General features: G+C 48.3%; 9 protein-coding genes. 2 read left to right on the forward strand and 7 right to left on the reverse strand.

Going from position 1 to position 13,205, the window contains the following annotated elements; genetic code table 11:
- Window positions 1-12 precede the first annotated feature (12 nt).
- Window positions 13-795, reverse strand: a complete 783-nt coding sequence (locus IEY53_RS25875; protein ID WP_229696366.1) for an ABC transporter permease — start codon at window positions 793-795, stop codon at window positions 13-15.
- Between the two features lie 61 nt (window positions 796-856).
- Complete coding sequence (locus IEY53_RS25880) at window positions 857-1,777, reverse strand: glycosyltransferase family 2 protein (protein ID WP_229696367.1); 921 nt, start codon at window positions 1,775-1,777, stop codon at window positions 857-859.
- 117 nt (window positions 1,778-1,894) lie between these two features.
- Between IEY53_RS25880 and IEY53_RS25885 the strand changes: the two genes are divergently transcribed.
- A complete protein-coding gene (locus tag IEY53_RS25885; protein ID WP_189030135.1) occupies window positions 1,895-4,642 on the forward strand; it encodes an O-antigen ligase family protein in 2,748 nt (915 codons plus the stop codon).
- Window positions 4,643-4,735: 93 nt separating this feature from the next.
- Here the strand turns inward: IEY53_RS25885 and galU are convergent, their stop codons facing one another.
- Entirely contained in the window at window positions 4,736-5,623 is an 888-nt protein-coding gene (galU, locus tag IEY53_RS25890) for a UTP--glucose-1-phosphate uridylyltransferase GalU (RefSeq protein WP_189030137.1), read from the reverse strand.
- Between the two features lie 350 nt (window positions 5,624-5,973).
- Between galU and IEY53_RS25895 the strand changes: the two genes are divergently transcribed.
- Entirely contained in the window at window positions 5,974-6,519 is a 546-nt protein-coding gene (locus IEY53_RS25895; protein ID WP_189030139.1) for a glutathione peroxidase, read from the forward strand.
- A 404-nt stretch (window positions 6,520-6,923) separates the two neighbouring features.
- Here IEY53_RS25895 and IEY53_RS25900 read toward each other — a convergent pair whose 3' ends face one another.
- The 4 genes from IEY53_RS25900 to IEY53_RS25915 form a co-directional block, all read right to left on the reverse strand.
- Window positions 6,924-9,446, reverse strand: a complete 2,523-nt coding sequence (locus IEY53_RS25900; RefSeq protein ID WP_189030140.1) for a U32 family peptidase — start codon at window positions 9,444-9,446, stop codon at window positions 6,924-6,926.
- Between the two features lie 244 nt (window positions 9,447-9,690).
- Window positions 9,691-11,598 carry a stalk domain-containing protein gene (locus IEY53_RS25905; protein ID WP_189030141.1) on the reverse strand — a complete coding sequence of 636 codons (1,908 nt, stop codon included), beginning with the start codon at window positions 11,596-11,598 and terminating at the stop codon, window positions 9,691-9,693.
- A gap of 28 nt (window positions 11,599-11,626) precedes the next feature.
- Window positions 11,627-12,703, reverse strand: coding sequence for a S1C family serine protease (locus IEY53_RS25910; protein WP_189030142.1), 1,077 nt, complete (start codon window positions 12,701-12,703; stop codon window positions 11,627-11,629).
- 163 nt (window positions 12,704-12,866) lie between these two features.
- Entirely contained in the window at window positions 12,867-13,076 is a 210-nt protein-coding gene (locus IEY53_RS25915) for a DUF2759 family protein (protein ID WP_189030143.1), read from the reverse strand.
- Window positions 13,077-13,205: the final 129 nt, after the last annotated feature.

The raw sequence follows: 13,205 nt of genomic DNA on the forward strand, positions 1-13,205 counted from the left end.
AAACCCTCTCTCTTATAAATAAAGAATAAATTGATTTTGAGTTTTCTTAAATACCAATGACCCGACTATTAAGGATATTATTGCGAACACCGCACAATAAATCCAAGCTAATGCATCAGGAAAACCATTATTTAATATAATCACACGAATAAATCTTATAAAATGATACATCGGGTTAAGTTCCAAAACCAATTTCATTTGTGGCGGCAGAATATTTTCTGGATAGAATATAGGTGTAACATAAGTCCAAATTGTTAGTACTATGCTATATAAAAACTGTGTGTCACGAAAGAAGACCATTAAAGAACTGAGAAGTAAAGATAGGCCACAAATAAAAATAAACACACATCCAATTCCATAAAGTAACGCCAAGTGATGATAAGTTATCTTCATCCCCGAGATAATAACCACGATGTATAATGCCATCAATGAAAATAAAAAATTCACACCACATGACAAGACACGCGAAAAAGGATATATGTACTTGGGCATATATACTTTATTAATTAAAGAAGCATTTTGTATAATACATGTCATTGCTTGTGATGTTGCTTCAGACATAAAATTGAATATCACTATACCGCTAAGTAGATAAACTGCATAATAAGGTATGTCAAATCGAAATAATGTTGAAAAAACCATATACTGTACTGTCATTATCAGCAGGGGGTTTAATAAACTCCAAAGAACCCCAAGAACGGATCTTCTGTACTTAGTCTTAAAATCTCTTTCTACTAGCTGTGCAAGAAGAAAGCCATATTTTTTATAAAAGAGAAAACTGGTACTTTTAAACACTATAATCCCCCATCACCTTATTAGACATATCCAGCCACAATTGAATTTTTATAATTTCAATCTAAATATACCCTATTAAAATCAAGAATTTAAACAGAAAATCTCCTTCTAAGCTTTGTCTGTATAACTGTGTTTTTTTTAGATATAGCACGCGCTCATACATGTTATTTCTAGGCTTCAAAAATAGTTCTAATTGCTCTCTTTGAGCACCATTCATATCATCCTCATAACACTTCCAAAACTCTAATGCTTGCTTATATAACATTCTCTTCCCTTTATTTGATGAATAACTACGTACTTTCCGAAGTATAAAATCCTTTAATGATTTATTTCCTCCAATTAAGTTTTTATCATGCTGTCTATATAATACTGACGGTACTGAATCAAAAACAACTTCTCCCAGTGCGGATATACATAAGTAGGACCACCAGTCATGCATAATAATGTTACTTGTATCAGGGTTCCTTCTTGTTATTCTATCTCTTGCAGCTTTGTTTATAGTAATAGTAGTCCCTACGGCGATATTCTCAATCAATGCATTGTAAAAAGACAGATTCTTTGTAGGGGACTTCGGCCATGCTTTAATTCTTCCCAGTTTGGAATCCGTCAAGTATGTTAAAGTGAAATGCATCAATGGTTTATTATTGTCTAACTTATTTAGGGCATTAACGGCCGTCTCTACTCTATGTGGCAACCAAACATCATCTTGGTCACAATACGAGTAATAAGAAGGAGAGCCATCTGCTTCTTTCAAAAGGACTTGAAAGCTTTCAACAGCACCAATGTTGTACCCTTTTATCAATTTAATCCGTCCAGGATATTTCAGAGTATAATATTGAAGTATCTCTAACGTGTTATCTTGTGAACCATCATCTCTTATCAATATGCTTATATCATTATAAGTCTGACTTATAATGCTCTCGATTTGTTCAGCAATATATAGTTCTCCATTGAAAGTTGATAATAAAACTTGAACGTGCAATAAAATTACCGCCTTTTAAATTGTACTAAATATTCACTTTAGTTTTTGTGAGAACTAGCTCCTTTGTACCTCATATGCTAAAATATCCTCGTACCTACAGGAAAAGGAGATTATAACGTGTCGAAACCAGTATACGGTAAAAATGCCGCTCAGTCGAGAAATGTTGAAAAGATATCAGGCTCGGTGTGGGCGCTCTGTGCTGCTTTTATTTTATTTTTGTGTTGGACCCCATTTCAAGTGGGATTGTTTAATGGACAACAGATGGACTTCGAGAAGCCGCTGTATATCTCGGCTTTGCTAAGCGGCCTGATGCTGCTGGCCTGGGTGGTCTTGTATTACAAGAAGTTCAAGTTGGACGAGCAACAGGATCTGGTAGCTGCGGCTACGCTGTTATTGCCACTGACTTACGCCTTGTCACTGTTTGTCGCAGTCTCGCATTATATGGCGATGAATATGCTGTTTATTCAGAGTATGTATGCCGCAGTTTTCATTATAGCCTTTTATCTCTTGAAGCAAAAGCAACTAAATGTTGTCATTCAAAATGCAGTGCTCGCCATCTCCTATTTTATCATATGGTTTGGGCTGCTGAACTGGCTTGGAGGAAGCAAATTCGCCGCCAGCCTGGTAGGCTGGTTCTCTAACACAGTTCGGAATGATAAGTATCTGGATGCGGTAATGACCGACTCCAACGGTCTGCGCCTCACTTCCATTTTCCAGTATGCAAATACATATGCAGCGTTCGGGATGGCCTTTCTGTTTGTTGCTGTGTTTGCTTTGATTCGCTCTCGTAAATGGTATGGTACCTTGACGCATGGGTTCATGCTTGTACCTATCATTGTGTCGATATTGCTGACCCTCTCACGCGGCGGCCTCGTCTTGCTGCCTGTAGTCTTCATTCTGCTGTTGCTCTTCTTAAAACCTGCACAGCAGATTCTCTGGATTGTGCACCTGGGGATTGCCGGTATCGCCTCACTGGTAATTGCTAATCCTATTACCACGCTTGGAACCGAGCTGAACACGGCGTTCACCTCTTTGGCAGCCTTGAAAGGCTGGGCTTACCTGCTGGGTGCCTCGGCCGTTGTAGCCGTTCTGGGCTGGATCATTCAGCGCTATGCTGCCCCTTGGCTGGAGCAAAAAACTGGCGCTTGGGGTGCACGCAAGCTGACCGGCCTGTGGATTCCACTCGGTTCTGTGGTAATGGTGGCCATTGTGGCTTTCCTGTTCATTGGGACAAGCGCCAAAAATATTCTGCCTGCGAATATCGGAACCCGTCTGGAGAACATTAACTTTAGGCAGCACAGTGTATTGGAACGGATTACTTTTTACAAGGATGCTATAAAAGTCGTCAAAGACTATCCGATTCTGGGTACAGGCGGCGGAGGTTGGGCATCGCTGTTTGAGAAATATGAGAACAATCCATATACGGTCCTTCAAGTGCATAACTTCTTCCTGCAATACATGATTGAGGTCGGGATCGTAGGGTTTGTCTTATTCATGGGTTTCATTCTGTACATTTTCTATAAATATACCCGCGGTTATCTTAAGCGGGATAAAAACGAATTTGAGAATGGTTTCTTCTACCTCATCATTGCCCTTTCTATTCTCGTTCACAGTCTTTTGGACTTTAATATGAGTTACGCGTTTATGGGAATTCTAGTCTTCCTCGGTCTGGCCGGGATGGCAGCTGTAATGGAGAGCAAACCGCTGCGTCGCAGTTGGAACAAGACAGGGATCCGTCTGGGGTATTATGGTGTCCTTACTGTAAGCACCCTGTTCATGCTGTTCCTGTCGATCAGCTACATCGGCTCCAGCAGTGAGGCTCTAAAAGGAAAAAGTCTGGTTCCTGTCAGTACATCCTATGAGGAGATCAAGGCTCCTTTTGCCGCTGCATTGAAGGACCGTCCAAGCCATCCTGAATCCGTCTTGTACGTGACTTCTTTGAATTATCAGGTGTTCAATCAGACTCAGGATGAGAAATTCCTGGCTGAATCCTACAGTCTGTTGACCCGTGCCTTGAAAGACGAGCCTTACAACAAGAATCTGCTGACCCAACTGGTCAATTACTATGATCTGAAAGGTGACAAACCTGCTGCCTTGGCAGTCTTCGTCGACAATGCAGATAAATTTGTCTGGGATATTAAATGGTACGACGGGCTGATCACCCGCGCTGCCGCTTTGGGGCAGGAGGCTCATGTCCAGAAGGACGATGCCAAGGAGAAGGACTACTTCTCCAAAGGGCTCGCAGCCTATAACGGCGTGATCGCAGGGATAGAGCACATTAAGACACTTCCTCCGGAACAATTGCAAGGGCGTGCGTTCTCGGTAACACCTACCATTGCGCTAAGTGCCGGAAAAATTCAGTACATGTCCGGTCAAAAGGATGAAGCCGCCGCAACCCTGAATCTGGGCCTTGGAACCGACTATCCTGACTTAGTGAACAGTGGCACACCTTGGAGTACCGAATGGTACGCTGCGCTGATCAGCCGTTCTTTTGAGCTGGGACAAGCTGCATACTCCCAAGGCAACCAGGACGGCAAAGCCTTACATTTCACAACCGGGCTGACCGCGTATAATCAGGTGGTTGCAGATCAAGGCCAGACGATTAACGCCACTCCTTCCACCGTTCTAAACGTGGGTAAAATGCAATTGATGTCCGGTCAAAATAAACCGGCGGCGACGACATTAAAGCAAGCCTTGACGGCAGACTACAACGATGTTGTCAACCGCGAGATTGCCCGCTACTACCTGGCAGCCTTAATTAAGGCAGGGGAAGAGGACCAAACAGTGTATAACGCACTGATTGCAGTGGATCCGGCAGAGGCTGAACAAATCAACGCTTTGGCATCCACACAATTCCAACAATAAATGTTTTTGTTAAATGACAAACGGCTGCGCTATCCCTTAGGGACGGCGCAGCCGTTTTAATTAAGTTCGAGATTGGTAAGTACAAGAATTAGTTCACTTCACCGCATTAACCATTTCACTGTCGATTACATCCTTCAAATATTGAAGCAGGCCTTCCTTGAGCTCTTCATGCTGGAGTGCATAATGAATGGTAGTTTGAATAAAGCCCATTTTCTCACCGACATCATGACGTTTGCCTTCAAAATCATAAGCGACAATCCGTTCTACTTCGCTTAGACGCGCTATGGCATCGGTTAACTGGATTTCACCGCCTACGCCGACCTGCTGTTCTCCAAGCATGTCAAAGATACGCGGGGTCAGAATGTAGCGTCCAAGGATCGCCAGATTGGAAGGAGCCTCCTCACGAGTTGGTTTCTCTACCAGCCGGTTGGCTTTATGAACGCGTTCTGCAAGCGGAACTCCATCTACAATCCCATAGCGGTGAACTTCTTCCCAGGGCACCTGCTGGACACCGACAATGGAGGATTTGTATTCTTCATAGACTTCGATCATCTGCTTCAGGCATGGTTTATCTGCTTGGACAATATCATCGCCTAGCAGGACGGCAAAGGGCTCGTTGCCAATGAATTTACGGGCGCACCAGATTGCATGTCCGAGGCCCTTCGGCTCTTTTTGACGGATATAGTGGATATCGGCCATCTCTGAGGATTTACGGACCGACTCCAGCAACTGCCATTTCTGCTTCTCAGCCAAATTGAATTCCAACTCGAATGAATTGTCAAAATGGTCTTCAATAGCGCGTTTGCCTTTCCCTGTCACAATAATAATATCTTCTATTCCAGAAGCCACGGCTTCTTCAACAATATATTGAATAGTCGGCTTATCGACAATGGGCAGCATTTCCTTGGGCATGGCTTTGGTGGCAGGCAAAAAGCGGGTTCCCATTCCGGCTGCGGGAATAATGGCCTTACGAATCTTCATCACATAAACTCCTTTATTGTATATACTCTTACTCTCAATTATAGCAGTTACATCCGCTTTTTGGCAGAGTGGTTTATTATACATAGGTTATGGGTCCAGGAAGCTACTAATGCAGAAAAAAGAGACGGGAGCTACCCGTCTGTTTTGGATCCATTCGCTGCAGGATGAGGGTTTTCCTTCCTTCCTTCCTTCCTTCCTTCCTTCCTGACGTCAAAACTGAAAGAAAGATTTCAACGCCCGCCTGCGCCAGACTTATTGCTCTATCCTATAAACTTAATCACATTGATATATTAGACCAATAGATGCAAAAGGGTTATTCTATACAAATCATATACGGATGGGGGATGGATATGGATTTTTATGATTTTGAGGTTACGTTAGTCGATGGGCATCGATTGAAGCTGGGAGATTATCGTGGAAAAATACTGCTTATCGTAAATACTGCGAGCCAGTGCAGCTTCTCCCGGCAACTGGCGGATTTGCAAAAGGTTTATGATAAGCGCAGGGCACAGGGAGTTGAAATTCTGGCTTTTCCGTGTAATCAATTTAACGCCAAGGAACCAGGAAGTAACACTGAAATTCAAAACGTCTACAAAAACCACCTTAACCTAACCTTTCCCCTGTTTGAGAAGACAGAGGTGAGGGGTGCTGAAATGCATCCTTTATTCCAATATCTTATACAGCAAGCTCCCTTTCTTGGTTTTGATACAGAGAGCAAAGATGGCCTATGGATGGAAAATTTTACGAGGGATAAACATCCGAAGATCTACTTAGGTGACGGAATTAAGTGGAATTTCTCCAAATTCCTCATTGACCGCGAAGGCCGGGTCAGACAGCGTTTCGAGTCTACGGCTGAACCCCTGGACATTGACGTTGCCATCGGATCGCTGATATAACATGACTATAGAACGCGAACCTGAGGAGGGGGATATTCATGTTAGATGAGCTGTACTGGGAACAGCTCTATCATCAGGACACAATCTACAGCAGCACCTATGCCGCACACTGCCTTATTTGTCGGAGCTAGCCAGACAGTCGGACGACCCCCAAGTGAAGCTGGATATCTACGCGACTTGCGGGTAGGTGATACCTATGAAAAAGCTAGTTATAGGCATATTTGCTCTTGGCTTACCGCTGCCATTTTATTTTCTTGGAATCCAAACAATGCAAAAACATCTGTTGAGAATCAAATTGATGCGGGCAGCGGAACACCAAAAAGGCCCGGGAGAACATCCGGGAGCAATCCAGTTGGATTGCCCCGGCTTCTCCCGGGCTTTTTCTATATCAAGTTGGTTTTCCGTTATTTCGCATTCACCAATTGCCCGCGTGTCACTCCGAGCTGGTTGGTCGCCTTGAGGCTCTTCCATACCTGTGTACCGGAAATCTCGCCACGCAGCGCACGGCTGTACAGACTGATAACCTCTGCTACCTGATCCGGCGTCTCTTCCAGAAACTCGACGCGGTAAGAGGATACGCCCAGCTCGCGGAAATGGTTCAGATACTCCGCACCGGACTGCTCTACAGCGTTATAGACGGTGTTGCGGCAGCCTTCGTCTACACGAACCGGGTGAGCCATGCCGATCCGGTCCTGCAGCGAAGCACGGTGATCTTCACACGGACGGCCACAGTTCGTAAAGTCTGTGCCTTCACTCATGAAGGTGCAGTATACGCAGTGCTCGGTGTGGAACATCGGCAAATGCTGGTGGATGACAATCTCCATCCGCGATGTATCGCTGTGACCCAGCAAATCGACCATTTGCTGAATGTTCAGGTCATACGATGGCGTTACGGTATCGCAGCCCGCTTCCAGGAACAGGTCCACGGCCTTGTGGTTGGCGATATTCAGCGAGAAATCACCAATCAGACGCGGATGCACCGCATCCGGGAACTCCATGCGGCGGCGCAGATAATAATACAGTGCGCCGGTATTGCGCACCAGCACCGCATCCGGCTGCAGGCGGAGAATGTTGGCGTGATAGCCATTCTCGCCAGGCATATGGATGCGCGGCGTAGCCAGCGCAATGAAAGCTCCCGCAGCCCGTACAGCGTCCACCGCTGCCGGGAACTGCTTGATGAACTCGAAGTCGGCGTAAATGTTCTTCACGCCGGCATCCAGCGCAGCCTGCACCTGCGGCAGGCTGCGGCACAGCGCGGTGAGCTCCGCTTCACCGCCGCCTTGGCTGGCGTCGCCCCTTAGGGCAGCGTCGCCGTAGATCTCTACCGCCCGTTTCACATAGACGGGCGGTTTCGGGCGCTCGCCCGCAAGCAGCTCCACCGCGCGGCGGCGGATGCTGTTCAGCTCGCGCATAGGCACGATCACGTCGCCTTCCAGATGCGACTCGAGCGCGTCCAGCTGGAATACGGTCCCGCCCAGGCGGCCGAATTGTTCCTCCAGCAGCGCGGTATCCATCGGACGCTTCTGCGCGGTTTCCAGCAGCAGCTCCGAATCCACCTGGACGGTCACGCCCTTCTGCGTGTCCGTCCACCAGGTCGCGAGTGGTTCACCGACGCGGCCCTCTACCTTGACCTGAACCGGGAAGACCCGGTACGGCTTCTCGGTCTCGTACGTCTGGCGCAGCGCTTTGTCCAGCGCCGGATCGTTGGTCTTCCAGATGCGGTCGCCGACATGCAGGCGGCGCAAGTCCACATCGCTCCGCCCGGGCACGATGTCGATAATCCAGCCTTCGCCGGCTTCACCTTCGAGCTTGATGCCTTTGCGGCGCAGATCGTAGACGCGCCCGCCTTCTTCCTTTTTCGTCGGGTCGCCGGCGTCGAACACAATCCCGTCACCACGCTTCAGCGGTGCATGAATGCGGCAGACTACGCCATCACGCAGGATCTGTTCGACTGTGCCGAGGTAGACACCGCGGCTTTTCGGGAACGTCCCGTCCACTAATTTCTTATTGTTCGTACCGTCCAGGAAGCCGTGCGTGAAGCCGCGCGAGAAGCTCTGCTGCAGCTCACGCATTTCTTCCGTAGATGGTGCGGACCACTCCCCGTCAAAATACCGGTCAATTGCCTTCCGGTACTTGCCAACCACGTTCGCCACATATTCCGGGCTTTTGAGACGGCCTTCAATTTTGAACGAAGTCACACCCGCTTCAATCAGCTCCGGCATCAGATCAATCGCCGCCAGATCCTTAGGGGACAACAGATACGTTACATCGCCCATCGGCTTGATTTCGCCATCCACCATGAGGTCGTACGGCAAGCGGCAGGCTTGCGCACATTCGCCGCGGTTCGCGGAGCGTCCGCCCCACATCTCCGAGGTCAGGCATTGTCCTGAATAGGATACGCACAGCGCACCATGGACAAACACCTCCATCGGCAGGCGGGCTTGCTCGCCAATCGTGCGGATTTGCTTCAGGTTGTTCTCGCGGCCGAGTACGACACGTTCCAGTCCGAACGGCTTCGTAAACTCAACGGCCTCCGGCGAGGTGATCGTCATTTGGGTTGAACCGTGGATCGGGAAATCCGGCGAGATTTCACGGATCATTTTGACCAGCCCCAGATCCTGCACAATAACCGCATCGACACCTGCATCCACGCATGCATCAATTAGTCCTTTGGCATCCGGCAGCTCATTCTCAAACACCAGTATATTAAAGGTCAGGAACCCCTTCACACCATAGCTGTGCAGAAACGCCATAATCTCCGGCAGCTCGTCCATGCGGAAGTTATTTGCTCTTGCCCGTGCATTGAACTTCTCTACGCCAAAAAAGACCGCATCCGCCCCGTTCGCCACCGCTGCACGCATGCAGTCCCAGTCACCCGCAGGAGCCAGCAGCTCTACATCTTCTCTGCGTATTTCTTGCTCTTTCATTTATATCCTCCCAAACCGCCAGCTGGCGGGTCATTTCTAGTTGCTTAACCTATTAATTGTATCAAATATCACACCGGTTCGCCATGTGTTTGCCAATATTTAAATACACAATTTAATGGCGTATCCCTTCGACCCTCCGCTCTGTTCCCACGTATAGGAATAAAAGCAATTCACCGGAGATACAAAAAAAACGTCCACCATCGCAATGGGGACGTTTACTGGGCAAGACTGCTCTTGAAGCAGTTTACTCTCCTGTAAAGCGGAAGGACTGCAGGGTTTGGTCGATTGCTTCCTGCTGCCGGATCGTAGCATTGACATCGTTCAAGGTGACGGTGATAGTGTAGGTCATCTCATCCTTGCCTACCACAATCTGCTTCACCTGCTGTGCAACGCCTTTTTTACTCTGATGAACCGTTAGCATGGTAGCCGGTTGGCCGGCAAAAGTCGTTGCTTCCTCACTCACAATCTTAGGCCCATTGGGATCGTTATTTTTGTTCTGGTAGAACGATTTAAGCGAATTCACGCTATTCTCCACTGACCCACCCTCAATCGAGAAGATTTGAAACCATCCACCCGTGAAGCGATACTCCACGTTCTGGGTCTCAAACACATCCTGATAAGGAGTCCACAGCCGCGGAATATCCACAGCAAAACCAAAGGTTCGCGAATTCTTGGTTACCGTGCTACGGCTAAGTGCCGCATAATCATCCGTTTCCAGCTTCCCGAAATTCTCCTGGACCCAGTCGAAATCAATCGTTATCGAGGACAGGATATCAGCTAACCGGGATGAATCCTCCTGACCGGCAGGCGTCACATATTCCACATAATAACGGTATCCGTCCTTGAGCAGCAGCGCCTGATATTCGGCTAGCCAACCTTTTCCTGTGTTCTTGTGCACTTCGTTAACTTGTCCAGGCTCACCCGAAATCTGCACCGGCTTGCTTCCTTTTATCAGCAACGCGTCCGGCACATAGCTGTCCCTGGCCTTGCTGTTCAGCTCCTGGGTCCAGCTGTCCAGCGTGGATCCGGCAGGAGCCGAGGTAACCTTGATGCCCAGGTATCCTTCCTCCCCGCCTTCATAATACAGATGTTTGGCATCTGTACTCCAGCCTGCCGGAACCTGCAGCGAAACTCCATAATCATTGTCGGCTGCTGTCTTCAGCCCATTTTTGACGGTGGACAGATCACGGAGCTTGTTATCCTTATTGTCAAAAGAGGGCTTAAACGAGTCGAGCAGCTTGGTGTATTGGCCTAGATCTTTATAATTGGTGGCTGTATCATCCGTCAAATAGACCTCATACACCCGATCGTCCGCGTAATATTTTCTGCTCTCCCAGAATGTACCGCTTGATTCCTGGCTGACAATCCGTGCATAGGGAACTGCTGCCTGTGGATAGACCTCCCGGTCCATTACCATCTCTCCGCCTTCTTCCGCTTCACCGATCAGCTGCTCCAGCAGCTCATCCGCACCCAGCGGTATTTCCTGCTGCACTGCACGTACCTCCAGGTAATATAGGCCGTCCACACTCATGAATGTGGCTATACTTTCATCCCCGCCGCTGTTGCCGACAATAAATTCGGTAGGGTAGTTCATACTCCATTTATAATAACTGTTCCCAATTCTGGTCTTTCCTGCATCCCCTTCGATTCCCGGCTCCCCGGCAGTCTGGTCCACTGTCCGAGGCGGCGTTAAAGACACCAGCAATCCACCGCTATCTCCTGGCGAAACCCTTGCTCCAAGCACACCGGCCACAAAACGCAGCGGTACCATCAGCACACCCGAAACCATACGGGGCGGGGCTTGCAGCTGGACCTTGATCCCATCCTTCCAGGCCGTCATACTGCCGATCGTCATCGCACCGGTATGCGAACCATACATAACTTTGACAACCTTGTCTTTTTCCAGCGATACAGTGCTGCCAAATGTCTTTTTGAATACGCCAAGCGGTACCATTACCGCCCCGTTTTCCACAAAAGGCTTATCAATTTGAATCTCTGCCCCATTAATCAGCGCTCGGGTACTGCCCACCTTCAGACCGAGCTGCAGCTCCATGTTCTCTGACGCTTGCACTCTGGTGGCTGGAAGTATCGATAATATTAGCATTAGAGCCAGCAATGTATGCAGACCGCGAATTATTCTTGTCTTCCCCATTCTTTGTTCCCCCTGTGTATTCTCCCGGTTATTTCCCCGTTTGGCCCATTTCATTCGCCGTCAGCTCTTCCCCGCCGAGCAGCGGATCGCCCTTTCCAAGCACCAGCTGGCGGGCTACGATATCACCGTCGCTTTGCATCAGCAGGCGGACTGTAGTGCCCGGTGTATAGCTTTTGAACAACTCGTTAATATCAACCAGGGACGCTGCAGGATGACCGTCAATGCTGTACAGCACATCCCCTTCGTTAATCCCCGCCTTGCGCGCTTCCGCAGAGACAACCTTCTTCACTGTCAGCGGATCTTCCGTAGGCAGACCCACAATCGCAGACCAGCTCTCCGTAAGTTCCAGGCCCAGGCTCGGACGTTTGACCTCCCCATACTTAAACAGCTGTTTCATAATGTACTGCACCGTCTCCGCCGGGATTGCAAAGCCCATATTCTCGATTTCTACTGCCGAGTATTTCAGGCTGTTCATCCCCAATACTTCACCCTTCATATTGAGCAGCGGACCGCCGCTGTTGCCCGGATTGATAGCTGTATCACTCTGGATTAACCGGTAGGCAGCATCCATACCTCCCCGTCCGAGACCGCTAATCACACCTACAGTTGCCGAGTTCCGCAGCGAAAAGGAGACCGGTGTTCCGATCGCGATGACCTTCTCTCCCACCACCGCTTTAGCGGACTGGGCGAACTTGGCAGGCTTCAGTGATTTGGCATTGATCTTGATCAGCGCCACATCGCTGAACTCGTCCAGATACGTATCCGTGATGCTGTATTTCCTGGTGTCCGAGGTTACCACAACCACATTCTCCAAATCCTTGATGACATGAGCGTTCGTCACAATCCAACCATCGCTGCGGACGATAATTCCCGATCCGTGTGCCAGATTGTAGCGGTCATCCGGGCCACCGTTGCCCTGACCGGAGGATTTGCCGATAATCCCTACTACAGACGGACTGACCTCCTTAATAATCTGCGGCTCAGGAGCCTGTGCAGAAGCCATACCCGCTGCGGATCCCAGCTGCCCCCCCAAACCGGACAATAACAAACCGCATAACAGCAAGCTTGCCACTCTCTTGATCCCTACATTCTTAACTCTTCTCATCAAACTTCACCGGACCCTCTCTTGTCCCATATAGCAGCCTGTACAGGCGAACTTATCGTATTTATGTAAAAAGACCCCTTCATTACCGTTCACGGCATTAAAGGTGTCTTTTGGCGTTCAACAACTATTCATCTCTGCCTTGTCTTTAAACAGCGGTAGTGCTTCAGCTTAACCAATGCATAACCATGGCGTAGTCAGAGACTATAAAAACCAATAAACTGACGACTCCAAATCCAATCGCAAACTTATTCTTCTGGGGAGCTTTCAGCAGCCGGACGACTCCAATGAAAATCAGAATAGTAAACAAAATCATAAAAACATCGAAGGTATTAAAATTAGACGGTTGTGTTGCGGCAGCTTCTGCAAGCAGCATGGCATTACCTCCTCAAAAGTGTTGTCAAGCAAGCTCCTTTATCCCCATATTACCTTCTATGTTATCGCTACCATTTCAGTGACGCAAGACTTATCTTAGAAAAATTATGTATTTGTCGCAAAAAATTTA

The sequence above is a fragment of the Paenibacillus albidus genome (assembly GCF_014644435.1).
Lineage (GTDB): Bacteria > Bacillota > Bacilli > Paenibacillales > Paenibacillaceae > Paenibacillus_AQ > Paenibacillus_AQ albidus.

Excerpts from the sequence above, each read along its gene's own strand:
- IEY53_RS25915 (WP_189030143.1), bottom strand. The coding sequence starts at position 13,076 with ATGCTGCTTGCAGAAGCTGCCGCAACACAACCGTCTAATTTTAATACC.
- IEY53_RS25905 (WP_189030141.1), bottom strand. The coding sequence starts at position 11,598 with ATGGGGAAGACAAGAATAATTCGCGGTCTGCATACATTGCTGGCTCTA.
- galU (WP_189030137.1), bottom strand. The coding sequence starts at position 5,623 with ATGAAGATTCGTAAGGCCATTATTCCCGCAGCCGGAATGGGAACCCGC.
- IEY53_RS25895 (WP_189030139.1), top strand. The coding sequence starts at position 5,974 with ATGGATTTTTATGATTTTGAGGTTACGTTAGTCGATGGGCATCGATTG.
- IEY53_RS25900 (WP_189030140.1), bottom strand. The coding sequence starts at position 9,446 with ATGAAAGAGCAAGAAATACGCAGAGAAGATGTAGAGCTGCTGGCTCCT.
- IEY53_RS25910 (WP_189030142.1), bottom strand. The coding sequence starts at position 12,703 with ATGAGAAGAGTTAAGAATGTAGGGATCAAGAGAGTGGCAAGCTTGCTG.